At 69.1% G+C, this 20,782-nt stretch carries 25 protein-coding genes and 2 tRNA genes; 18 read left to right on the top strand and 9 right to left on the bottom strand.

What is annotated here, in order from left to right:
• Positions 1 to 17: 17 nt before the first annotated feature.
• From ASG59_RS15240 to ASG59_RS15230, 3 genes are read left to right on the top strand one after another with little or no spacing between them, the layout of a single operon-like run.
• Entirely contained in the window at positions 18 to 1,199 is a 1,182-nt protein-coding gene (locus ASG59_RS15240) for an MSMEG_0565 family glycosyltransferase (protein ID WP_056409811.1), read from the top strand.
• An 11-nt stretch (positions 1,200 to 1,210) separates the two neighbouring features.
• Entirely contained in the window at positions 1,211 to 1,492 is a 282-nt protein-coding gene (locus tag ASG59_RS15235; protein ID WP_055879096.1) for an MSMEG_0570 family nitrogen starvation response protein, read from the top strand.
• 37 nt (positions 1,493 to 1,529) lie between these two features.
• Complete coding sequence (locus ASG59_RS15230; protein WP_056409808.1) at positions 1,530 to 2,813, top strand: MSMEG_0569 family flavin-dependent oxidoreductase; 1,284 nt, start codon at positions 1,530 to 1,532, stop codon at positions 2,811 to 2,813.
• A 109-nt stretch (positions 2,814 to 2,922) separates the two neighbouring features.
• On the opposite strand, the gene ASG59_RS15225 is transcribed toward ASG59_RS15230, so the two are convergent.
• The 5 genes from ASG59_RS15225 to ASG59_RS20970 all read right to left on the bottom strand — a co-directional run bounded on the left by ASG59_RS15225 (position 2,923) and on the right by ASG59_RS20970 (position 6,403).
• The gene (locus tag ASG59_RS15225; protein WP_056280438.1) at positions 2,923 to 3,492 is read right to left on the bottom strand and encodes a hypothetical protein; all 570 of its coding nucleotides are present in this window, start codon (positions 3,490 to 3,492) and stop codon (positions 2,923 to 2,925) included.
• 80 nt (positions 3,493 to 3,572) lie between these two features.
• Positions 3,573 to 4,691 carry a hypothetical protein gene (locus ASG59_RS15220; protein WP_056409805.1) on the bottom strand — a complete coding sequence of 373 codons (1,119 nt, stop codon included), beginning with the start codon at positions 4,689 to 4,691 and terminating at the stop codon, positions 3,573 to 3,575.
• Between the two features lie 133 nt (positions 4,692 to 4,824).
• Positions 4,825 to 5,448 carry an adenylyl-sulfate kinase gene (cysC, locus tag ASG59_RS15215; protein ID WP_055879108.1) on the bottom strand — a complete coding sequence of 208 codons (624 nt, stop codon included), beginning with the start codon at positions 5,446 to 5,448 and terminating at the stop codon, positions 4,825 to 4,827.
• Between the two features lie 165 nt (positions 5,449 to 5,613).
• Entirely contained in the window at positions 5,614 to 5,982 is a 369-nt protein-coding gene (locus ASG59_RS15210; RefSeq protein ID WP_200945971.1) for a hypothetical protein, read from the bottom strand.
• Between the two features lie 82 nt (positions 5,983 to 6,064).
• Positions 6,065 to 6,403, bottom strand: coding sequence for a hypothetical protein (locus ASG59_RS20970; RefSeq protein ID WP_056409800.1), 339 nt, complete (start codon positions 6,401 to 6,403; stop codon positions 6,065 to 6,067).
• A gap of 185 nt (positions 6,404 to 6,588) precedes the next feature.
• On the opposite strand from ASG59_RS20970, the gene ASG59_RS15200 reads away from it, so the two are divergent.
• A complete protein-coding gene (locus ASG59_RS15200; RefSeq protein WP_056409795.1) occupies positions 6,589 to 6,867 on the top strand; it encodes a hypothetical protein in 279 nt (92 codons plus the stop codon).
• Between the two features lie 55 nt (positions 6,868 to 6,922).
• Here the strand turns inward: ASG59_RS15200 and ASG59_RS15195 are convergent, their stop codons facing one another.
• Entirely contained in the window at positions 6,923 to 7,105 is a 183-nt protein-coding gene (locus tag ASG59_RS15195; protein WP_055879114.1) for a DUF3606 domain-containing protein, read from the bottom strand.
• Entirely contained in the window at positions 7,105 to 7,308 is a 204-nt protein-coding gene (locus ASG59_RS15190; RefSeq protein WP_055879117.1) for a hypothetical protein, read from the bottom strand. The genes ASG59_RS15195 and ASG59_RS15190 overlap by 1 nt, the downstream gene beginning before the upstream one ends.
• Positions 7,309 to 7,414: 106 nt before the next feature.
• Here ASG59_RS15190 and ASG59_RS15185 point away from each other — a divergent pair.
• Together ASG59_RS15185 and ASG59_RS15180 are read left to right on the top strand one after the other, a co-directional pair.
• Positions 7,415 to 7,490 (top strand) — tRNA-Val (locus ASG59_RS15185).
• An 89-nt stretch (positions 7,491 to 7,579) separates the two neighbouring features.
• Positions 7,580 to 8,695: an NAD(P)/FAD-dependent oxidoreductase gene (locus ASG59_RS15180; RefSeq protein ID WP_056409792.1), complete on the top strand. Its 1,116-nt coding sequence runs from the start codon at positions 7,580 to 7,582 to the stop codon at positions 8,693 to 8,695.
• Between the two features lie 23 nt (positions 8,696 to 8,718).
• Here ASG59_RS15180 and ASG59_RS15175 read toward each other — a convergent pair whose 3' ends face one another.
• The gene (locus tag ASG59_RS15175) at positions 8,719 to 9,219 is read right to left on the bottom strand and encodes a CAP domain-containing protein (protein ID WP_055881044.1); all 501 of its coding nucleotides are present in this window, start codon (positions 9,217 to 9,219) and stop codon (positions 8,719 to 8,721) included.
• Between the two features lie 135 nt (positions 9,220 to 9,354).
• Positions 9,355 to 9,431: transfer RNA gene (locus tag ASG59_RS15170), tRNA-Asp, on the bottom strand.
• Between the two features lie 407 nt (positions 9,432 to 9,838).
• Between ASG59_RS15170 and ASG59_RS15165 the strand changes: the two genes are divergently transcribed.
• The 12 genes from ASG59_RS15165 to nuoK all read left to right on the top strand — a co-directional run bounded on the left by ASG59_RS15165 (position 9,839) and on the right by nuoK (position 20,755).
• Positions 9,839 to 10,204: an NADH-quinone oxidoreductase subunit A gene (locus tag ASG59_RS15165; protein WP_055879124.1), complete on the top strand. Its 366-nt coding sequence runs from the start codon at positions 9,839 to 9,841 to the stop codon at positions 10,202 to 10,204.
• A gap of 51 nt (positions 10,205 to 10,255) precedes the next feature.
• Positions 10,256 to 10,843 (top strand): NADH-quinone oxidoreductase subunit B, encoded by a 588-nt coding sequence (locus ASG59_RS15160; protein ID WP_055879127.1) that lies wholly within the window; start codon positions 10,256 to 10,258, stop codon positions 10,841 to 10,843.
• A 20-nt stretch (positions 10,844 to 10,863) separates the two neighbouring features.
• Positions 10,864 to 11,511 carry an NADH-quinone oxidoreductase subunit C gene (locus ASG59_RS15155; protein ID WP_056409789.1) on the top strand — a complete coding sequence of 216 codons (648 nt, stop codon included), beginning with the start codon at positions 10,864 to 10,866 and terminating at the stop codon, positions 11,509 to 11,511.
• Positions 11,512 to 11,552: 41 nt separating this feature from the next.
• Positions 11,553 to 11,951, top strand: coding sequence for a four helix bundle protein (locus tag ASG59_RS20075; protein ID WP_274533810.1), 399 nt, complete (start codon positions 11,553 to 11,555; stop codon positions 11,949 to 11,951).
• Between the two features lie 67 nt (positions 11,952 to 12,018).
• Entirely contained in the window at positions 12,019 to 13,209 is a 1,191-nt protein-coding gene (locus ASG59_RS15150; protein ID WP_056409785.1) for an NADH-quinone oxidoreductase subunit D, read from the top strand.
• Positions 13,210 to 13,228: 19 nt separating this feature from the next.
• On the top strand, positions 13,229 to 14,518 hold the full coding sequence (gene nuoE / locus ASG59_RS15145; protein ID WP_056409782.1) for an NADH-quinone oxidoreductase subunit NuoE: 1,290 nt from the start codon (positions 13,229 to 13,231) through the stop codon (positions 14,516 to 14,518).
• A 9-nt stretch (positions 14,519 to 14,527) separates the two neighbouring features.
• Positions 14,528 to 15,829: an NADH-quinone oxidoreductase subunit NuoF gene (nuoF, locus tag ASG59_RS15140; protein ID WP_055879141.1), complete on the top strand. Its 1,302-nt coding sequence runs from the start codon at positions 14,528 to 14,530 to the stop codon at positions 15,827 to 15,829.
• A gap of 44 nt (positions 15,830 to 15,873) precedes the next feature.
• On the top strand, positions 15,874 to 17,955 hold the full coding sequence (gene nuoG, locus ASG59_RS15135) for an NADH-quinone oxidoreductase subunit NuoG (RefSeq protein WP_056409780.1): 2,082 nt from the start codon (positions 15,874 to 15,876) through the stop codon (positions 17,953 to 17,955).
• Positions 17,956 to 17,967: 12 nt separating this feature from the next.
• Entirely contained in the window at positions 17,968 to 18,996 is a 1,029-nt protein-coding gene (gene nuoH, locus ASG59_RS15130; RefSeq protein ID WP_056409776.1) for an NADH-quinone oxidoreductase subunit NuoH, read from the top strand.
• Between the two features lie 76 nt (positions 18,997 to 19,072).
• A complete protein-coding gene (gene nuoI / locus ASG59_RS15125) occupies positions 19,073 to 19,561 on the top strand; it encodes an NADH-quinone oxidoreductase subunit NuoI (RefSeq protein WP_055879150.1) in 489 nt (162 codons plus the stop codon).
• A 209-nt stretch (positions 19,562 to 19,770) separates the two neighbouring features.
• Complete coding sequence (locus tag ASG59_RS15120; RefSeq protein WP_056280462.1) at positions 19,771 to 20,391, top strand: NADH-quinone oxidoreductase subunit J; 621 nt, start codon at positions 19,771 to 19,773, stop codon at positions 20,389 to 20,391.
• A 58-nt stretch (positions 20,392 to 20,449) separates the two neighbouring features.
• Positions 20,450 to 20,755 (top strand): NADH-quinone oxidoreductase subunit NuoK, encoded by a 306-nt coding sequence (nuoK, locus tag ASG59_RS15115; RefSeq protein WP_055879157.1) that lies wholly within the window; start codon positions 20,450 to 20,452, stop codon positions 20,753 to 20,755.
• Positions 20,756 to 20,782: the final 27 nt, after the last annotated feature.

Here is a 20,782-nt window from a genome sequence, read left to right as displayed (position 1 = left end):
CGCATGAGCATGAGCCCATGAGAGAGCGTCCGTTGCGCATCGCGATCCTCACCCATTCCACCAACCCGCGCGGGGGCGTGGTCCATGCGCTCTGCCTCGGCGAGGCGCTGACCGAACTCGGCCACGACGCGGTGGTGCATGCGCCCGATCCCGGCGGCCAGGGCTTCTTCCGCGCCGCCCGTTGTCGCACCGTCCCGGTGGCGGCCCGGCCCATGGCCGGTTCCACCGCCGAACTGGTGGGCGCGCGCATCGCCGACTACCAGCGCCACTTCGCCTCGCCCGCGGCCTGCGATTTCGACGTGTTCCACGCCCAGGACGCGATCAGCGGCAACGCGCTGACCACCCTGATGCGCCGCCGGCTGATCCCGGCCTTCGTGCGCACCGTGCACCACCTCGACCAGTTCGCCGAACCGCAGCTCGCCTATTGGCACGACCGCGCGATCTACGAAGCGACGACGCTGCTGTGCGTCAGCCGCCTGTGGCAGGAGACCCTCAAGCGCGACTACGGGCTCTGCGCCGACAGCGTCGGCAACGGCGTCGACACCAGCGCCTACGGTCCCGTCCCGAGCGAGCGCGACGCGGCCCTGCGTGCCGAATGGGGCATCGGGCCCGGACCGGTCTATCTCTCGGTGGGCGGGTTCGAGGAGCGCAAGAACGCCCTTCGCATCATCGAGGCCTTCGCCCGCGTCCGCGCCGACAGGCCGGAGGCGCAGCTCGTGGTGGTCGGCGGCGCCTCCCTCCTCGACCATGCCGGCTACCAGGCCCGGTGCCGGGCGGCCCTCGACCGGGCCGGGCTCGACGTCGGCGTGGGCAAGGCGGTGATCCGCACCGGCCCGGTGCCGCAGGAGGCGATGCCCGCGTTCTACCGCCTCGCCGACGCCCTGGTGTTCCCCTCCCTCAAGGAGGGGTTCGGCCTGAGCGTGCTGGAGGCGATGGCGAGCGGGACCCCGACCATCGTCGCCGATCTCGCCCCCTTCACCGAGTACCTGACGCCCGGCGACACCCTGTTCGTCGACCCCGAGGACGTGCCGGCCATCGCCGCGGCGATGCTGGCGGTCCTCGCGCCCGATCTGCGCGCCCGCCTCGTCGCAGCGGGCCCCGGTATCGCCGGACGCCACTCCTGGCGCGCCTGCGCCGCCAAGCACGTGGCGGCCTACGCCACCTGCGGCGACCGCAAGCGCGCCCTGTCCGATGCGTGAGAGGCCAGACCATGCCCGAGATGCACTTCCACATCCGCTGGCCCGACGGCCGGCGCGAGGCCTGCTACTCGCCGTCCCTGGTCATCAAGGAGCATTTCACGGTCGGGCAGGCCTATCCCCTCGCCGAGTTCGTGGCGCGCAGCCGCACCGCCCTCGTCATCGCCAGCGACCGGGTCGCGGCCCGCTACGGCTTTCCCTGCAGCCTCGCCATGAGCCAGCTCGCGCGCATCGAAGCCGGTGCCGGGTCCCAGGCGCCCGACGGCGACGTCCTCGTCGAGCGCTTCGAGGGCTGAAGGCGCCACCACGACCGACACTCCGAGGAGAGACCGCATGACCGAGACCCGAGCGGATTCCGCCGCGCGCCACCTCCCCGCGATCGTGGTCGGCGGCGGCCAGGCCGGGCTGTCGATGAGCCGTCAGCTCAAGGAGCGCGGCATCGAGCACCTGGTCTTCGAGAAGAGCGGCGTCGCCAGCGCCTGGAAGACCCAGCGCTGGGACAGCTTCTGCCTCGTCACCCCGAACTGGCAGTGCCGGCTGCCGGGGTTCCCCTACGCGGGCGACGATCCCCACGGGTTCATGGGCAGGGACGAGATCGTCGCCTACATCGAAGCCTATGCCCGGTCGATCGAAGCGCCCCTGATGACCGGCGTCGGCGTGACCGCGGTCCGCCCCCGGCCGGAGGGCGGGTTCACCGTCGACACCGAGGCCGGCACCTATTGCGCCGACACGGTGGTGATGGCGATCAGCGGCTACCACGTGCCCGCGATCCCGGCCTTCTCCGCCGGCCTCCCCGCTGGCATCGCGCAGATCCACTCGTCGGCGTATCGCAATCCGGCGCAGCTGCCGGCGGGCGCGGTGCTGGTGGTGGGCTCGGGCCAATCGGGCTGCCAGATCGCCGAGGACCTGCATCTGGCCGGGCGCCAAGTGCACCTCGTGGTCGGCAGCGCGCCGCGCTGTCCGCGCCGCTACCGTGGCCGCGACGCCGTCGATTGGCTGGCCGAGATGGGCCAGTACGATCTCTCGGTCGAGGACCATCCCCTCGGGCAGGACGTGCGGCGCAAGGCCAACCACTACCTCACCGGCCGCGACGGCGGCCGCGACATCGACCTGCGCCGCTTCGCGCGCGACGGCATGGCCCTGCACGGGCGGCTGACCGGCATCGCGGGCGGCACCCTCCGCTTCGCCGACGACCTCGGGAAGAACCTCGACGGCGCCGACGCGGTCTACGTCGGCATCCAGGGGGCCATCGACCGGCACATCGCGGCCAAGGGTATCGTGGCACCGGCAGAGGCGCATTACCGGCCGGTCTGGCAGCCTGCGGCGGCTCCCCGAACCCTCGATTGCGCGGCCGCCGGCATCGGCGCCTTGGTCTGGGCGACGGGGTTCCGCGCCGACTTCGGCTTCGTCGACGCCCCGGTCTTCGACGACCGCGGCCTGCCGGTCCACAGGCGCGGGGTCACCGCCGTGGAGGGCCTGTCCTTCGTCGGGCTGCCCTGGCTCCACACCTGGGGCTCGGGCCGCTTCTCCGGCATCGCCCAGGATACGGAGTACCTGGCCGAGCGGATCGCCGAGCGCCTGGCGCCCCGCGCGGTGGTGCTGTCGCTCGCGAGCTGACGCGGCTCCCGCTCGGATCGAACGGCAACCGTATCCTGGAGCGCTTCTCGTCCCGCCGGCGCGTGCCTCGCGCATCGGGACGGTCACGGCCGAGCAGCGGCCGGCCCGGTCAGAGGACGGCCTCGATCAGCCCGAGGCCACGCGCCTCCTCGGCCTCGATGTACCAATTCGAGGGCGCGCGATCGAGCACCTCGTTCATGGTGACGCGCGAGCCCTTGATAAGGTGGGCGAAGCCCTCGTTCTGGATGGCGATGGAGGCTTCGATCTCGTGCAGGGCCGCCTTCACGGTGGCGACGCAGGTGGTGAGCGGCCCGTTGATCTTGAGCTCCTTCGAGAGCTTGCGCTCGTGGATCATCAGGCGCGTGCCGCGGGTGAGGTAGCGGTTGTGGCGCGCGAAGAAGCTCATGAAGGTGGTGCCGGCGGAGTAGATCGCGGCCTTGCCGAGGAAGGCGAACCGGCGCTCGGGGGCGATCTCGCTGTTGAAGCGGATGTCCTCGCCCATCATGCGCGCCACCTCCGGGTCGCCACCGAGGGTGGAGAGTTCGACCACCACGAGGGTGCGCTCGGCGGCGGCGTCGAGCTGGCGCCGGAACTGCCGGTACATGTCGTGGTCGACGGGGCCCGACAGCAGGACGGCCGGCGCATGGAAGGTGGTGTGGGGAAGCGGCGTGGTGTCCATCGTCATGTCCTTGCGGGGCGTCCGGGCGCGGTGCCAGCGCCGTCAACGGGCAAGGATCGCGCCCGATCCCGCGCGATCGGTCAGGTCACGCGCCAGCCGCGGGTGCGGACCAGCGGCGCCAGGCGGGTGGCCCCGTCCTCGAGCCGGTTCATGGCCTGGCACCACCACCGCGGCGGCCGGCGAAAGCCGTGGTGCGCCATGGTCCGGTCCATCAGCCAGGCGACGGCCTCCTCGGTTTCGGGCGGGATCGGCCGCCCCGCGAGCTCGTTCGGTTCGCGGTCCGTGGCGTCCCTGGCCACGGCCGCCCACGGCGCCCCCCAGACGCGCCGGGCGAAGCGGTCGTTGGTCGGGCCGTAATGCGCGTCGATGCGACGGAGCAGATCCGGGGCGTCGCCGAGGAAGGGAACCGGATCCCATCCCCTCGCCCAGGCGTGCTCGTCGATGAAATGGCCGATCGCGCGGGTATGGACGCGGGTCTGGCGGTGGACGCGCAAGCTGCGCAGGCGGCGGCTCGCCTCGACGGCGATCGGCCCGGGGGAGCGATTGCGCACGAGGCCGTGGTCGGCCGGGCCGATCAGGTCGCCGATCCGGTCGAAGAGACCGATGCCGGTCAGGACACGCTCCAGCAGGGACGCGTCCGAGCGGCGGTCGCGCAGGGGGATGGCGGTGATGCGCCCCTGCGCCGCCGCGACCCAGGGCTCCACCAGGGCATCGTAATCGAACCAGCCCGAGGGCCAGGCCCGCTCGGCGTAGGCGCGGAAGCCGCGCGTCTCGTGGATCAGCTGGGCGCGATGGCTGTAGACCGAGTTGAGCTGCTCGGACGGGGCCTTCACGACCACCGCGATCTCCATGGCGAAGCCATGCGCCGACAGGATGGAGGCAAGCAGCTCGGGCACGCCGAGACGCGGATGGTACTGGGCGAAATTTTCGTACGACAGGATGACGGTGTCGGCCCGCGTCTCTGCCAACGTCCGCGCGAGAAGCGCCAGGCACTCGGCCCTCTCGTGGGCCGGCCGACGGCCCTCGAAGGTTTCGCCCAGAACCTGATGGTTGGGGGAGACCCAGGCGACGGAACGCGGCTTGATCTCGGGGTAGAGGATGCCGCGGGCCGGCAGGTAAGGCCTCAGGTGGGTGAGGACGACCTGCAGCGAGGTCGAGCCCGTGCGGGGCATCCCGATGTGAACGATTCCGCGGCGCATGAGGAGGTCGGGTCGTCCTTGGGTTCGGTGGCGAGGCCGCTCCGGTGAGCGAGGTACGGCGAACGCATGGAATTGGGGCCATCGGTCGTGAGGCTTGGCCGCGATGGATTTGCGGTGCGGATGGCGCGGTCGCTCAGGGGCCGCGGGGGCCCTCCCGCACCGTCGTCCACGCACTCAGCCCCAGGATCTCCGCGACGAGCGGGCCGGCCGATTCGGCCGCCGTGCAGCCCTGGGTCGCCAGCGTGAGGTCGGGATCGATGGGCGGCTCGTAGGGTGCCGAGATCCCGGTGAAGTCCTTGACCTGCCCCGCCCTGGCCCGCCGGTAGAGCCCCTTGGGGTCGCGGGCCTCGCAGACCGGCAGCGGCGTGCTCACGAAGACCTCGAGGAAGGGGATATCGCCCGCGATGCGCCGGGCGGTCTCGCGCTCCGCCCGCAGGGGCGAGATCAGGGACACGATGCAGACGAGGCCCGCCTCGGCCATCAGCGCCGCCGTCTCGGCCGCGCGGCGGACGTTCTCGTTGCGGTCCTGCGTGCTGAAGCCCAGATCGCGGTTGAGGCCGCTGCGGAGGTTGTCGCCGTCGAGCACCATGGTGTGGCGCCCGGCCACGGTCAGGGCGCGGTCGGCGGCGTTGGCGATGGTCGACTTGCCGGCACCGGACAACCCCGTGAACCACGCGATGACCGGCCTCTGACCGAGGCCGGACCAGCGATTCTCCCGCGGCTGCAGCACGGTCCAGGTGAGATCGTCGATCGACATTCCGCAAAAACCGAGGACAGAAAACCGAGGACAGGAAACCGAGGGTCAAGACGATCGAAGACTTGCCCCCTCCACCCTTAAGGTACGCCGGCGTGCGGCCACAAGGCACGTCGTGTATCCGATGGTTTCCGGCGGTTCGCGACGGCGGCTCTGCGAGGGACGGAGTCAGGCGACACGAGACCGGCTGGTCCCGTCCACCTTCGTACCGGCCTCCTTGGGGACGATGTCTTGGGCGCCGACGTCTTGGGCGCCGATGTCTTGGGCGACGACGTCTTGCGGGACGACCGCGCCGCGGGCGGCGACATCGCGCAGGGCCGCCACCAGGGCATCCGTCCGGCGCTCCTCGTCATGCCCGTCGCGGCCGATCCGGTCGACCGCATCGGCACCGTGGCGGGTCAGGTAGACGGCCGCCAGGAGGGCGCACAGGCTGCCGCCGAACGGGGCGCCGACCGCGGCGAGGGTGGCGCCGAAGGGCGACAGGATCGACGCCGTCGCGAGGCCGCCGCCGATGGCCGCAAACATCAACAGGAACATCGCGCGTCTCCGACTCGGCCGGCAGTGTGCCCGACGGGGGCGACTGCGATCCGATCCGTCCGCCGGAATGGTTAGCGGCGGCTTAAGCGCCGGGGGCTTCGAACGTCGCGGCGTCGAAGATGGCGCCTTCGATGGCGGCGCCTTCGATGGCGGCGGCATGGGGCAGGAGGGCGAGCAGGCTGGCCGGCGTGAGGATGAGCCCGCTGTCGGTGATGATCCACGGCGAGCCGGTGGCCGCCCTCAGGGCGGCGAAGGCCTCGTCCAGGGCCTGTCGCAGGCTTGGCATGTCGCGGGGTTCGACCCCCTTGGCGCCACCACCGTCGGCGCCGGCCGCGCAGAACGGCCAGATCGTCAGTTGTGCCGGCCGGTCGAGGTCCTCCCCGGAGATGGCGATGCCGATCAGATCACTCTCCGGTGTCATGCCGGCGCCCGCCCGTATCGGCATGACACCGTCAGCACAGCTCATGCCAAAGCGAGACCGCACGGGCGGGCGCCGGCATCGGAACCGCCGATGACAGCCGCCGTTGACATGGTCGGAACGGCGTTTCGACAGGCGGCCGGGTGGACGCCCCATCGGGGCGTTCTTCCCGAGCAGAGGAGATTGCCATGCGCGCGTCGTCGACAGTACGGATCGTCCTGGCGGCGGCCGTCGTGGGCGCCCTGGCATCGCCCGCGTTTGCGCGCGGTGGAAGTGGCAGCGGGAGCGGGCTGTCACCCTATGCGGCCGAGAGCGGAAACGACCGCTCCGCCGGCGTCAACAACGGCAACTACCGCAGTCCCCGGCTCGACCCCTATCTCGGTGCGTACGAAGGGCGCGGCGACCGTCCCGTCCGCTACGACCGGCGCGGCCCGCGGCCTTCGCCGCCCTACGGCTATCCGTACTGAACCCGTCCGGTTCGAGGACGGCGTTCAGCCTCTCCGATCACCGGTTCCGGTCGGATCACCGCTTCTTGCCGAGCTCGGCCGCGATGTCCTTGACCATGTGTCCGGCTTTGCGGTGGGCGGTGACGATCTGATCCTCGCTCACGCCCCAGCGCTTCATCCAATGGGCGACCGCCCTGCGCTCGGAGAGATCGAGCCTGTCCTTGTCGATGAAGCCGCGCTTCTCCTTGAGGCCCGCCATCACACCGTCTCCATCGCCGTCGTCATCTGAGGGTCGGCCGCCATGGCTTTCGCCTTCCACTGGTCCCGGTCCGCTTCCATCGCCTTCAGCGCGGCTTCGGCACGCGCGGCCCTGGCCGATTCGGAGCGAGCGAGCGCCTGGGCCCGCTCCCGGGCCCGCGTCTCGGCCGCCATCTGAACCTTGAGATCTCTCGGGCTCGACACAGGTCGCTCTCCATCATGACCGCGGGCAGACCTCGGTCCCGCCGGCGACCGATCCGCCGGGGCTTGCACCCGCACACCCGCATCCGGTACGAGCCCGGGACGATGCGGGCGGTTAGCTCAGTTGGTAGAGCGTCTCCTTTACACGGAGAGGGTCGGCGGTTCGAGCCCGTCACCGCCCACCACATCCTTCGCGGATCACGGCCGCAGGACGTTTGCGGATCATGGCCGCAGGTCCTTCGCGGACCACGGCCGCAAGTGAGGCGATCGCCCGATGGAGACCGTCGAGTGCGTCGTGGTGGGGGCCGGGGTCGTCGGCCTCGCCTGTGCCCGTGCCCTGGCTCTCGCCGGGCGTGAGGTCGTCCTCCTCGAAGCGGCCCTGGCGATCGGCACCGAGACCTCGTCGCGCAACAGCGAGGTCGTTCATGCCGGGCTCTACTATCCTCAAGCGAGCCTGAAGGCGCAAAGCTGCCTGAGCGGACGCCACCGGCTCTATGCCTATTGCGAGGCGCGCGGCATCGCCCACCGGCGCTGCGGCAAGCTCGTCGTGGCCTGCGACGAGGGCGAGGTCGCGCGGCTCGACGCGCTCTACGCCAACGGCCTCGCCAACGGCGTCGAGGGACTGGACCGGCTCAGCGCGGCCGCCGTCGCCGGCCTCGAACCGGCGTTGCGGTGCCGGGCCGCGCTCCTCTCGCGCGAGACCGGCATCGTCGATTCGCACGGATACATGCTGGCACTGCGGGGCGACTTCGAGGACGCCGGCGGGATGATCGCTTTCGGCACCACGGTCGTCGGCGGCGAGATCGGTGCGGACGGGGTGATGCTGCGCGCCAGGGATGCCGCCGGCGTCGAGACGCGGCTTCTGGCCAAAACCGTCGTCACCAGTGCCGGCCTGCACGCCGACCGGTTGTTGGCGGGGCTCGACGGTTTTCCAGCCATGCACCGGCCGCAGCTGTCCTATGCCAAGGGCAGCTACTTCACCTATGCCGGACGCTCGCCGTTCCGGCACCTCGTCTATCCGGTGCCGGAGGCGGCGGGCCTCGGGGTGCACATCACCATCGACCTGGGCGGCCAGCTGCGGTTCGGGCCGGACGTGGAATGGGTCGACTCCCCCCTCGACTACGCCGTCGATCCCGCCCGCGCGGACGGGTTCTACGCCGCCGTGCGGCGCTATTGGCCCGCGTTGCCGGACGGCACGATCCAGCCCGGGTATGCCGGCATCCGCCCCAAGCTCGGCCTCCGCGGCGAGCCGGCGCGCGATTTCCTGATCCAGGGACCGGAGACCCACGGCATCGCCGGTCTCGTCAACCTCCTGGGGATCGAGAGCCCGGGACTGACCGCGTCGCTGGATCTGGCCGACCGGGTGGCCGCCTGCATCGCGAAGGACTGACGGGCAAGACCGGCGGCGATGGGTCAGCCGCTCGCCAGGACCAGCGCCCAGAACCGCTTGTAGCGCGAGCCCGGCGCATCGACCCTCGCGATGCCGACCCGCTTGAGCTGCGGGATCAGCATGTTCTTGTTGTGCTCGGAGGAGGCCTTCCAGCGGGCGAAGGCCTCGTCGAAGGTCGTAGCCCCGGCGCCGAGGTTCTCGGCCGCATAGGCCCTGCCGGCTCCGGCCGCCGCCATCCGCGCATGGAAGCCGCCGCCGAGGTCGTGGCTGAGGCGCCCGGCCTCGGCGTTGACCCGCGCCTGGAGCGAGGCGGCCCGCACCAGACCCGAATCGACGGTGACCGGCCCCAGGCCGTGCCGCGCCCGGTATTGCGAGATCGCGGCCGCGGCGGCCTCCTCGTCGAGGATCACGACGCTTGTGGGAAGGGCCGGCTCGCCGAAGATCGCGGGTGTCCCGCACCCTGCCAGCCCCAGCACGAAACCGAGGGCGAGGATGCGACGGGCGATCTTCGAAACGGACGTCATCGTGAGGATGGCCCACCTGTTCGGACGGTCCCACCCATTGCGCGCATACGGCACGATGAGGGCACGGGTACGGGCTCCGTGGAGACGGAGAAACCTGCGATCGATCGCGAGGAGGATGAAATGCGTCGAGAAACGTGGCGCGGGCGACGGGGCTCGAACCCGCGACCTCCGGCGTGACAGGCCGGCACTCTAACCAACTGAGCTACGCCCGCGTGGCGTTGCGGCGCCCCTCGGGGCGTCGGTGGGCGGGGTTTAGGGACGGGGGTGGGGGCTGTCAAGCACGGGAATCGCCGGGGCGACGATTGAGGGACGACGCCGGTCCGGACAATCATCCGCGGCCAGGCTCGTGCATTCGCGGCAAGGCTCGTGCGGCAGGGCTCGTGCGGCAAGGCTCGGGCCATCTGCGCCGATCCGTCGTGTTGCCAGTCGCGCCGCGCCTCCCATCTGCATGACAGCACTCGATTTGTGCGGCGCAGGGTGCCCTTGTTTCACCCAGGGTGCTCGTCTAAGCCGGGTCTCGCAGTCTGACACTGGACCAGTTCCACATCGCCGTCGGTGCCTTGGCAAGGGTCATATGCCAGGCGTCGCGACGACCCCAAAAGAGCGCGAGAGGCGTCCCATGACCGGTCTGCTGGCGGATTACCTGCCCCTCATCGTCTTCATCGGCGTGTCTCTGTTCATCGCCGCCGCCCTCCTCGTGGCGCCGTTCCTGGTGGCCTACAACAGCCCCGACCCGGAGAAGCTCTCGGCCTACGAGTGCGGCTTCAACGCCTTCGACGACGCGCGCATGAAGTTCGACGTGCGCTTCTACCTGGTGGCGATCCTGTTCATCATCTTCGATCTCGAGGTCGCCTTCCTGTTCCCCTGGGCCATCACCTTCGGAGAGCTCGGCTGGTTCGGGATGTGGTCGATGATGGCCTTCCTCGGCGTGCTCACCGTCGGGTTCGTCTACGAGTGGCGCAAGGGCGCCCTGGAGTGGGACTAGCGCCCGCGCCCTTCGCTCCCGCCCCGACCGAAGCCTGATCCCGAGAAACCGATGGCCTTCAGCCCCGACATCTCCCGCGCCCCGCAGGTCGCCCCGGCCCCCAAGGGGATCATCGATCCCAACACGGGCCAGCCCGTGGGCGCCAACGACCCGACCTTCCTGTCGATCAGCAGCGAGCTCGCCGACCGCGGCTTCCTGATCACCTCCACCGACGACCTCATCAACTGGGCCCGCACCGGCTCGCTGATGTGGATGACCTTCGGGCTCGCCTGCTGCGCCGTCGAGATGATGCAGATGTCGATGCCGCGCTACGACTGCGAGCGCTTCGGCTTCGCGCCGCGCGGAAGCCCGCGCCAGTCCGACGTGATGATCGTCGCCGGCACGCTCACCAACAAGATGGCTCCCGCGCTCCGCAAGGTCTACGACCAGATGCCGGAGCCGCGCTACGTCATCTCGATGGGAAGCTGCGCCAACGGCGGCGGCTACTACCACTATTCCTACTCGGTGGTCCGCGGCTGCGACCGCGTCGTGCCGGTGGACATCTACGTTCCGGGCTGTCCGCCGACGGCCGAAGCGCTGCTGTACGGCGTCCTGCTCCTGCAAAAGAAAATCCGCCGCATCGGCACCATCGAACGCTAGAGGCGGGGGGACGTCATCGCATGAGCAACGGCATCACGATCCTGCACCATACCCAGGCGCCCACCGGCGAGGCGGCGCTGCAGGCGCTGTCCGACCATGTCGCCGCCGGTCTCGGGGCGGCGGTGGTCTCCCGTTCGATCGCCTTCGGCGAACTGACGCTGGTCGTCCCGGCCGACGCCATCGTCGCCGCACTGACCTTCCTGCGCGACGACCCGGCCTGCGCCTTCCGCTGCTTCATCGACATCTGCGGCGCCGATTATCCGAGCCGGGCCAAGCGCTTCGACGTGGTCTACCACCTGCTCTCGCTGCGCCATAACAGCCGCATCCGCGTGAAGGTCGAGACCGACGAGACCACGCCGGTGCCTTCCGCGATCGACGTGTTTCCCGCCGCCAACTGGTTCGAGCGCGAGACCTACGACCTCTACGGCATCCTGTTCTCGGGCCACCCCGACCTGCGCCGGCTGCTGACCGACTACGGTTTCGAGGGCCACCCGCTGCGCAAGGACTTCCCCCTGACCGGCTTCGTGGAGGTCCGCTACGACCAGGACGAGGCCCGGGTGGTCTACGAGCCGGTCAAGCTGACCCAGGAATTCCGGAACTTTGACTTCCTGTCGCCGTGGGAGGGCACGGAGTACGTGCTGCCTGGCGACGAGAAGGCGAAAGCGTAAGGGGGCGAATGGCGAATAGTGAGTAGCGAATAGAGGGCGCCTTGGGTCGTTCGGCGATCAACTCTTATCGGGACTTGAAGGTTTGGCAGGACGCGATGGTATTGGCTGAGGCATGCTACGAGCAGACGCGGACGTTTCCGCGCGAAGAGATGTTCGGCCTTACCTCGCAGATCAGGCGAGCCGCGGCCTCCGTGGCTGCAAACATCGCGGAAGGGCATGGTCGCGAAACGTCTGGTTCGTTCGTGCAATTTCTGCGTATGTCCCAAGGATCGCTGAAGGAACTCGAAACTCACGTGATCCTGTCGGGTCGCGTAGGTATCTTAGCCTGGGACAAGGTGGACCGTCTTCTGGAACGATCCGATGAACTCGGCAAGATGCTCCGCGCCTTGATTCGCTCTCTGCAAACCATCAGGCCCGGTCGAGAGGGTAGCGACCAATGATGCATCGCAGCTATTCGCTATTCGCTACTCGCTACTCGCCCTTCTCAGCTCGCTCCGGAGACGCCCGATGACCGAGCACAACATCCGCAACTTCGCGATCAACTTCGGGCCGCAGCATCCGGCGGCGCACGGTGTGCTGCGCCTCGTGCTCGAACTCGACGGCGAGATCGTCGAGCGGGTCGATCCGCACATCGGCCTGCTCCATCGCGGCACCGAGAAGCTGATCGAGTACAAGACCTACCTGCAGGCGACGCCGTATTTCGACCGGCTCGACTACGTCTCGCCGATGAACCAGGAGCATGCCTTCTGCCTCGGCATCGAGAAGCTGCTCGGGCTCGAAGTTCCTCGCCGCGCCCAGCTCATCCGGGTGCTGTTCTGCGAGATCGGCCGCATCCTCTCGCACCTCCTCAACGTCACCACGCAGGCGATGGACGTCGGCGCCCTCACGCCTCCGCTCTGGGGTTTCGAGGAGCGCGAGAAGCTGATGATCTTCTACGAGCGCGCGTCCGGTGCCCGCCTCCACGCCAACTACTTCCGGCCCGGCGGCGTCCACCAGGACCTGCCGCCCGCGTTGATCGACGACATCGAGGCGTTCATCGACCCGTTCCTGCAGGTGGTCGACGACCTCGACAACCTCGTCATGGGCAACCGCATCTTCAAGCAGCGCAACGTCGACATCGGCATCGTCACGGTGGACGAGGCCATGGCCTGGGGGTTCTCGGGCGTGATGGTGCGCGGCTCGGGCATCCCGTGGGACCTGCGCAAGTCGCAGCCCTACGAGTGCTACGAGGAGATGGAATTCGACATCCCTGTGGGAAAGAACGGCGACACCTACGATCGCCAGGTCATCCGCATGGAGGAGATGCGGGAATCCGCCAAGATCATGCGGCAGTGCTGCGCCAAGCTGCGCGAGCCCACCGGTCAGGGTCCGATCGCGGCCACCGACGGCAAGGTTGCGCCGCCGCCGCGCCGCGAGATGAAGCGCTCGATGGAAGCGCTGATCCACCACTTCAAGCTCTACACCGAAGGGTTCCACGTGCCCCCCGGCGAGGTCTACGCCGCGGTCGAGGCCCCAAAGGGCGAGTTCGGCGTCTATCTGGTGTCGGACGGCACCAACAAGCCGTACCGCTGCAAGATCCGCGCTCCGGGCTTCGCCCACCTCCAGGCGATGGATTGGATGTGCCGCGGGCACATGCTGGCCGACGTGTCCTGCGTGCTCGGCACGCTGGACATCGTGTTCGGCGAAGTGGACCGGTGAGGATCAAGGTTCAGGACTGATGGCCAACCGTCGACTCGCTCCCGCTGCCGAGCAGCCCGCCTCGTTCGCGTTCTCGCCCGAGAACGCCGAATGGGCCAAGGGCCAAATCGAGAAGTACCCCGAGGGCCGGCAGGCCTCGGCGGTGATCCCGCTTCTGTGGAAGGCGCAGGAGCAGAACGGCGGCTGGCTGCCGCAGAAGGCCATCGAGGCGGTGGCCGACGAGCTCGGCATGCCGCACATCCGCGTGCTCGAAGTGGCGACCTTCTACACGATGTTCGCGCTGGAGCCGGTCGGCCGGTTCTGGATCCAGCTCTGCGGCACGGTGCCGTGCGATTCCTGCGGCGCGCGCGAGCTGAAGGACTACCTCCAGGGTCGCCTCGGCCCCCCCGGCCACGTCAGCGCCGACGGCAACTTCTCCTGGCTCGAGGTCGAATGCCTGGGTGCCTGCTGCAACGCGCCGATGGCCCAGATCAACCAGGATTACTACGAGGATCTCACGCCCCAATCCCTCGGCGTGCTGATGGACGACCTCGCGGCGGGGCGTCCGGTCAAGGTCGGCTCGCAGGTCGGGCGGGTCTCCTCCGAGCCGGCGGCCGGGGCGGCCACGCTCACCGATGCGAGCCTGTTCGACGGGTCGCGGGTCGGCGCCTGGCGCAAGCGGTTCGAGGACCAGGCCGCCGACGAGACCGATGCCAAGGGCAAGGACGAGGCGGCCTCCTCCGAGCGGCGCGCGGCGGTCGATCCCAAGCCCGCGCGGCCCGATGCCGGGCGCGCGGTCGGCACCAATGCCATCGATGCGCCGGCCCAACGTGCCGCCGCCGGACAGACCCCGGTGCCGGCGAGCACCCACACGGAGTCGTCCGGCGTCGTCGCATCGGGCGAGGCGTCGGGCGGCGAGGCGGGAACGCAATCGTCGCTGCCGCGCGGCGAGCCGCCGCCCCAGCCCGTGGCCTCGGGTGCCAGCGACGGCGAGGTCGCGGCGGAAGCCGAGGAAGCCCGCGTCGCGAAAGCCATCGCGGGCCTGCCCAAGGACGCCAGCCCGGAACAGAGGGCCAACGCCGTGGGCAGACGGCCGCCGGGCCTCGACGCCGCACGGGGCGGCCGGGCCGATGAGCTGACCCGGATCAAGGGGATCGGACCGGGCAACGCGGCGCGTCTTCACGCGCTCGGGATCCACCATTTCGACCAGATCGCCGCCTGGACCCGCGACGAGGTCGCCTGGGTCGGCACCTATCTCGCGTTCCCGGGCCGCATCGACCGCGAGGGCTGGGTGGCGCAGGCTGCGGCCCTCGCAGCATCCGACAAGTGAGGCGCTGACATGCTCTCCGATCAGGATCGCATCTTCACCAATCTCTACGGCCTGCATTCGCCGGGCCTGGACGAGGCCAAAAAGCGCGGCGCCTGGGACGGGACCAAGTTCCTGCTCGAGATGGGCCGGGACTGGGTGATCGACGAGATGAAGGCGTCCGGCCTGCGCGGGCGCGGTGGCGCAGGCTTCCCCACCGGCCTCAAGTGGTCGTTCATGCCCAAGAAGTCGGATGGCCGTCCGCACTACCTCGTGGTCAACGCCGACGAATCCGAGCCCGGCACCTGCAAGGACCGGGAGATCATGCGGCACGATCCGCATCTCTTGATCGAGGGCTGCCTGCTCGCCTCGTTCGCGATGGCGGCGCACGCCTGCTACATCTACATCCGCGGCGAATACGTCGCCGAGAAGCATGCCCTGCAAAAGGCCGTCGACGAGGCCTATGCGGCCAAACTCGTCGGCCAGGACAACGTCCACGGCTATCCGTTCGACATCTACGTCCACCACGGCGCCGGCGCCTACATCTGCGGTGAGGAGACGGCGCTGCTGGAGTCCCTCGAGGGCAAGAAGGGGATGCCGCGCCTCAAGCCGCCCTTCCCCGCCAACATGGGCCTCTACGGCTGCCCCACCACCGTGAACAACGTCGAGTCGATCGCCGTGGCCGGCACCATCCTGCGCCGCGGCGGCGCGTGGTTCGCGGGCTTGGGGGGCAAGAACAACACCGGCACCAAGCTGTTCTGCGTCTCGGGCCACGTCAACACGCCCTGCAACGTCGAGGAAGAGCTCGGCATTACCTTCCGCGAGCTCGTCGACAAGCATTGCGGCGGCATGCGCGGCGGCTGGGACAACCTCCTGTGCTCGATCCCCGGCGGCTCCTCAGTGCCGCTGGTGCCGGCCGAGCAGATCATCGACGCCAAGATGGACTTCGACACCCTGCGAAACCTCGGTTCGGGCCTCGGCACCGCCGCCGTCATCGTCCTCGACAGGTCCACCGACATCGTCGCGGCGATCACGCGCATCTCGTACTTCTACAAGCACGAGTCATGCGGCCAATGCACGCCCTGCCGCGAGGGCACCGGCTGGATGTGGCGGGTCATGAAGCGCATGACGGAAGGGCGTGCCCAACGCCGCGAGATCGACATGCTCCTCGATGTCACCAAGCAGATCGAGGGTCACACGATCTGCGCGCTCGGCGACGCGGCGGCCTGGCCGATCCAGGGGCTGATCCGGCACTTCCGGCCGGAGATCGAGCGCCGTATCGACCGCTACAGCGCCAACCCGCATTCCGATCCGGTGCCGATGGCGGCGGAGTGATCCGCAGCCCGCACCACCCGTAGTTTCGAGACCGAGACGCACGCATGACCAAGCTCATCGTCGACGGCACCGAAGTCGATGTTCCGGCCGACTACACCCTTCTGCAGGCCTGCGAGATCGCGGGCGCGGAGATCCCGCGCTTCTGCTTCCACGAGCGGCTGTCGATCGCCGGCAACTGCCGCATGTGCCTCGTCGAGCTGAAAGGGGCGCCTAAGCCGGTGGCGTCGTGCGCCTATGCGGTGAAGGACTGCCGGCCCGGCCCCAACGGCGAGCCGCCGGAGGTGCTGACGCGCTCGGGCGCCACGAAGAAGGCCCGCGAGGGGGTGATGGAGTTCCTCCTCATCAACCACCCCCTCGACTGCCCGGTCTGCGACCAGGGCGGCCATTGCGACCTGCAGGACCAAGCGATGGCCTACGGGGTCGATTCGACCCGCTACGGCGAGAACAAGCGCGCCGTCGAGGAGAAGTACATCGGGCCTCTGGTGCGCACGGCCATGAACCGCTGCATCCATTGCACCCGCTGCGTCCGCTTCCTGGCGGAGGTCGCGGGGGTGCCGGACCTCGGCGCCATCGGGCGCGGCGAGGACATGGAGATCACGAGCTATCTCGAATCGGCCATGGGCTCGGAATTGCAGGGCAACGTCGCCGACCTCTGTCCGGTCGGGGCGCTGGTCCACAAGCCGCAGAGCTATCAGGTCCGTCCCTGGGAGTTGTCCAAGACCGAATCCGTCGACGTGATGGACGCGGTCGGCTGCGCGATCCGGGTCGATGCGCGGGGCCGCGAGGTCATGCAGATCGAGCCGCGGGTCAACGAGGACATCAACGAGGAGTGGATCTCCGACAAGACCCGCCATGCCGTCGACGGCCTGCGGACCCAGCGCCTCGACCGGCCGTACCTGCGCGAGAACGGGCGCCTGCGCCCCGCCACCTGGGCGGAGGCCTTCGGGGCGATCGCCGCCCGGATGAAGGGCGTCGATCCGACGCGCGTCGGCGCCATCGTCGGCGACCTCGCCGGCGTCGAGGAGATCTATGCGCTGCAGGGCCTGATGACCTCGCTCGGCGTCGCCAACCTCGATTGCCGGCAGGCCGGCGAGGCGGTCGATCCGGCCTGGGGCCGGGCGTCCTACACCCTCGGGACGACCATTCCGGGCATCGAGGAGGCCGACGCGATCCTGCTCGTCGGCACCAACCCGCGGCTCGAGGCATCCCTCCTCAACGTGCGCATCCGCAAGCGCTGGCGCATGGGGCCGCTGGCGGTGGGCGTCATCGGCGAGGCCGCCGATCTCACCTATCCCCATACCTATCTCGGTGCCGGCCCCGAGACCCTGGCCGAGATCGCGGGCGGCAAGCACAGCTTCTTCGAGATCCTGAAGGGAGCCAGCCGTCCGCTCGTCATCGTCGGCATGGGCGCGCTGGCCCGGCCGGACGGCGCTGCGATCCTCGCCGCCGCCGCGGCGCTGGCCAAGGATATCGGCGCGGTGAGTGCCGAATGGAACGGTTTCGGCGTGCTCCAGACGGCCGCCGCCCGCGTCGGCGCCCTCGATCTCGGCTTCGTGCCGGGCGAGGGTGGTCTGACCGTCGCGCGCATGGTGCAGGCGAACGCCCTCGACGTGCTGTTCAACCTCGGCGCCGACGAGGTCGCGGTCGAGCCGGGCGCCTTCGTCGTCTACCAGGGCACCCACGGCGATCGCGGCGCCACCCGCGCCGACGTGATCCTGCCGGGCGCCGCCTACACCGAGAAGAGCGCCACCTTCGTCAACCTCGAGGGCCGGGTGCAGACGACCAACCGCGCCGGCTTCCCGCCGGGCGACGCGCGCGAGGATTGGGCGATCCTGCGTGCGCTCTCGGACGTGCTCGGCAAGCGACTTGCCTTCGATTCGCTGACGGCCCTGCGCCGGGCGCTCTACGCCGATCATCCGCATCTGGCGGGTGTCGATGCGGTCGCGCCGTGCGACGCGGTCGCCACCGTCGACCGGCTCGCGGGCCTCGGCGGCGAGCCGGAGCGCACGCCGTTCGTGTCGCCGATCGACGACTTCTACCTCACCAACGCCATCGCCCGCGCCTCGCGCGTGCTCGCAGAATGCTCCAAGCTCGCCCGCGGGCGCGCCCTCGAAGCCGCGGAATAAGGGCCCGACCCGATGACCTGGGAAATCCTCGGCAGCGTGTTGCTGATGGTGCTCAAGAGCTTCGTCCTGCTCTCGGCACTGCTCGTCTTCATCGCCTATGCGCTGCTCGCCGACCGCAAGATCTGGGCGGCGGTGCAGCTGCGGCGGGGGCCCAACGTGGTCGGGCCGTGGGGGCTGTTCCAGTCCTTCGCCGACCTGCTCAAGTTCGTCCTGAAGGAGCCGGTGATCCCGGCGGGCGCCAACAAGGCGCTGTTCCTGCTGGCCCCCCTGGTGTTCGCGACCCTGGCGCTGGCGGCCTGGGCGGTGATTCCCCTCGCCGAGGGCTGGGCCATCGCCGACCTGAACGTCGGCATCACCTACATCTTCGCGATCTCGTCGCTGATGGTCTACGGCGTCATCATGGGCGGCTGGGCCTCGAACTCGAAATACGCCTTCCTCGGGGCGCTCCGCTCCACCGCGCAGATGATCTCCTACGAGGTCTCGCTCGGCTTCGTCATCATCTGCGTGCTGCTGTGCGCGGGCTCCCTCAACCTCTCGCGCATCGTGATGGCGCAGGACACCTCGCTGGGCCTGTTCGGCTGGTACTGGCTGTGGCTGTTCCCGATGTTCATCGTGTTCTTCATCTCGGCGCTCGCCGAGACCAACCGCCCTCCCTTCGACCTGCCGGAGGCCGAATCGGAGTTGGTGGCCGGATACATGGTCGAATACTCCTCGACGCCCTACCTGCTGTTCATGCTCGGCGAATACGTGGCGATCATGACCATGTGCGCGCTCGGCACCGTGCTCTTCCTCGGCGGCTGGCTGTCGCCGATCCCGTTCGCGCCCTTCACCTGGGTGCCGGGGCTGATCTGGTTCGCGCTCAAGGCCAGCTTCCTGTTCTTCATGATCGCCATGGTGAAGGCCATGGTGCCGCGCTACCGCTACGATCAGCTCATGCGGCTAGGCTGGAAGGTGTTCCTGCCGATCTCGCTCGTCTCCGTCGTGGTCGTCGCCTTCGTCCTCAAGCTCACCGGCCTCGCGCCGGTCGCCGTTCCGCTCTAACTCCCTGTTCCTTCGCGCTTTCCGGCGGAAGACGGCCGGCCTGTCTCCCCGAGAGCGCTTCAACGGAGATCGCGCCATGCAGCTCGATCAGGTCGCCAAGGGTCTGCTCCTCAAGGAGTTCGCGTCGGGGTTCGTCCTCGCCATGAAATACTTCTTCAAGCCCAAGGCCACGATCAACTATCCCTTCGAGATGGGCCACAGGGGGCCGCGCTTTCGCGGCGAGCATGCCCTGCGGCGCTACCCCAACGGCGAGGAGCGCTGCATCGCCTGCAAGCTGTGCGAGGCGATCTGTCCGGCCCAGGCCATCACCATCGAAGCGGGACCGCGCCGGAACGACGGCACCCGTCGCACCACCCGCTACGACATCGACATGGTCAAATGCATCTATTGCGGCATGTGCCAGGAGGCTTGCCCGGTGGACGCCATCGTCGAAGGCCCGAACCTGGAGTTTTCCGTGGAGACGCGCGAGGAGCTCCTCTACGACAAGGACAAGCTCCTCCTGAACGGCGACCGTTGGGAGCGCGAAATCGCGCGCAACCTCGCGGTGGACGCGCCCTACCGCTGACACGGGGCAAATGGCGAGTGGCACGGTGGGAAGTTGGCCCTCTCTCCGCGAGGGTCATCCTGCCAAGCCTCTATTCGCTATTCGCCCTCGCGAAGCGGGAACCGGTTGTGCCTCCCCGCAGCGGGTTCTATAGACGGCCGGCTTGCACGGGCCACGCTTGAGTTTCGGAAGAAGGGGTCGTCCTCGGGGCGACTGATCTCGACAATCGCATGAGCGCAGCCGCAGCCTTCTTCTACCTCTTCGCCGGCCTCGCGATCGCGTCGGGCTTCATGGTGATCGCCTCCCGCAATCCCGTGGCCTCGGTGCTGTTCCTGATCCTGGCCTTCGTGAACGCCGCCGGCTTGTTCGTCCTGATGGGCGCCGAGTTCCTGGCGATGATCCTGGTCGTGGTCTACGTCGGCGCCGTCGCGGTGCTGTTCCTCTTCGTCGTGATGATGCTCGACGTCGATTTCGCCGAGCTCCGCCAGGGCTTCCAGCACTACCTGCCGGTGGGCGCGCTCGTGGGCGTGATCTTCCTCATCGAGCTGGTGCTCGTGGTCGGGTCCTGGACGATCGACCCGGGGCTGGTCCAGGCGCCCCTGAGCAACGTCGCCAGAGCGGAGGCGGTCACGAACACGCAGGCCCTCGGGCGGGTGCTCTATACCGACTACGTCTTCTTCTTCCAGCTCGCGGGGCTGGTGCTGCTGGTGGCGATGATCGGGGCCATCGTGCTCACCCTGCGTGACCGCCCCGGCGTCAAGCGCCAGAACATCGCCGTGCAGAACGCGCGCACGCAGGGAATGGCGGTGGAGACGGTGAAGGTGCCCTCGCGCCAGGGCGTCGAGGTTTGAGGTTCGCCGCTCCTCCTGCGAGGAAGCCACGAGAACGCAAAAGGGTCGAGGGACGCCGATGATCGGTCTGAGCCACTACCTCACGGTCGCCGCGATCCTGTTCACGCTCGGCGTGCTCGGCATCTTCATCAACCGCAAGAACGTCATCGTCATCCTGATGTCGGTCGAGCTGATCCTGCTCGCCGTCAACATCAACCTCGTCGCCTTCTCGACCCACCTCAACGACATCGTCGGCCAGGTCTTCGCCCTGTTCGTGCTGACGGTGGCGGCGGCGGAGGCGGCGATCGGGCTCGCGATCCTGGTGGTGTTCTTCCGCAACCGCGGCTCGATCGCGGTGGAAGACGTGAGCATGATGAAGGGTTGATCCGCCCTGATCCCCAACCGAACACGA

Origin of the sequence: Methylobacterium sp. Leaf466 (assembly GCF_001425565.1) — a bacterium.
Taxonomy (GTDB): Bacteria; Pseudomonadota; Alphaproteobacteria; order Rhizobiales; family Beijerinckiaceae; genus Methylobacterium.
Note: the sequence above shows the minus strand (reverse complement) of the source record. Positions and strands in the feature narration are given on the sequence as shown.

Excerpts from the sequence above, each read along its gene's own strand:
- ASG59_RS15175 (WP_055881044.1), bottom strand. The coding sequence starts at position 9,219 with ATGACGTCCGTTTCGAAGATCGCCCGTCGCATCCTCGCCCTCGGTTTC.
- ASG59_RS15180 (WP_056409792.1), top strand. The coding sequence starts at position 7,580 with ATGGAGACCGTCGAGTGCGTCGTGGTGGGGGCCGGGGTCGTCGGCCTC.
- nuoE (WP_056409782.1), top strand. The coding sequence starts at position 13,229 with ATGGCCAACCGTCGACTCGCTCCCGCTGCCGAGCAGCCCGCCTCGTTC.
- ASG59_RS15225 (WP_056280438.1), bottom strand. The coding sequence starts at position 3,492 with ATGGACACCACGCCGCTTCCCCACACCACCTTCCATGCGCCGGCCGTC.
- nuoH (WP_056409776.1), top strand. The coding sequence starts at position 17,968 with ATGACCTGGGAAATCCTCGGCAGCGTGTTGCTGATGGTGCTCAAGAGC.
- nuoF (WP_055879141.1), top strand. The coding sequence starts at position 14,528 with ATGCTCTCCGATCAGGATCGCATCTTCACCAATCTCTACGGCCTGCAT.
- nuoK (WP_055879157.1), top strand. The coding sequence starts at position 20,450 with ATGATCGGTCTGAGCCACTACCTCACGGTCGCCGCGATCCTGTTCACG.
- ASG59_RS15230 (WP_056409808.1), top strand. The coding sequence starts at position 1,530 with ATGACCGAGACCCGAGCGGATTCCGCCGCGCGCCACCTCCCCGCGATC.
- ASG59_RS15240 (WP_056409811.1), top strand. The coding sequence starts at position 18 with ATGAGAGAGCGTCCGTTGCGCATCGCGATCCTCACCCATTCCACCAAC.
- ASG59_RS15195 (WP_055879114.1), bottom strand. The coding sequence starts at position 7,105 with ATGGCGGGCCTCAAGGAGAAGCGCGGCTTCATCGACAAGGACAGGCTC.
- ASG59_RS15155 (WP_056409789.1), top strand. The coding sequence starts at position 10,864 with ATGAGCAACGGCATCACGATCCTGCACCATACCCAGGCGCCCACCGGC.
- ASG59_RS15210 (WP_200945971.1), bottom strand. The coding sequence starts at position 5,982 with ATGTTCCTGTTGATGTTTGCGGCCATCGGCGGCGGCCTCGCGACGGCG.
- ASG59_RS15220 (WP_056409805.1), bottom strand. The coding sequence starts at position 4,691 with ATGCGCCGCGGAATCGTTCACATCGGGATGCCCCGCACGGGCTCGACC.
- ASG59_RS20970 (WP_056409800.1), bottom strand. The coding sequence starts at position 6,403 with ATGACACCGGAGAGTGATCTGATCGGCATCGCCATCTCCGGGGAGGAC.
- ASG59_RS15160 (WP_055879127.1), top strand. The coding sequence starts at position 10,256 with ATGGCCTTCAGCCCCGACATCTCCCGCGCCCCGCAGGTCGCCCCGGCC.
- ASG59_RS15200 (WP_056409795.1), top strand. The coding sequence starts at position 6,589 with ATGCGCGCGTCGTCGACAGTACGGATCGTCCTGGCGGCGGCCGTCGTG.
- nuoI (WP_055879150.1), top strand. The coding sequence starts at position 19,073 with ATGCAGCTCGATCAGGTCGCCAAGGGTCTGCTCCTCAAGGAGTTCGCG.
- nuoG (WP_056409780.1), top strand. The coding sequence starts at position 15,874 with ATGACCAAGCTCATCGTCGACGGCACCGAAGTCGATGTTCCGGCCGAC.
- ASG59_RS15120 (WP_056280462.1), top strand. The coding sequence starts at position 19,771 with ATGAGCGCAGCCGCAGCCTTCTTCTACCTCTTCGCCGGCCTCGCGATC.
- ASG59_RS15150 (WP_056409785.1), top strand. The coding sequence starts at position 12,019 with ATGACCGAGCACAACATCCGCAACTTCGCGATCAACTTCGGGCCGCAG.
- ASG59_RS15165 (WP_055879124.1), top strand. The coding sequence starts at position 9,839 with ATGACCGGTCTGCTGGCGGATTACCTGCCCCTCATCGTCTTCATCGGC.
- ASG59_RS15235 (WP_055879096.1), top strand. The coding sequence starts at position 1,211 with ATGCCCGAGATGCACTTCCACATCCGCTGGCCCGACGGCCGGCGCGAG.
- cysC (WP_055879108.1), bottom strand. The coding sequence starts at position 5,448 with ATGTCGATCGACGATCTCACCTGGACCGTGCTGCAGCCGCGGGAGAAT.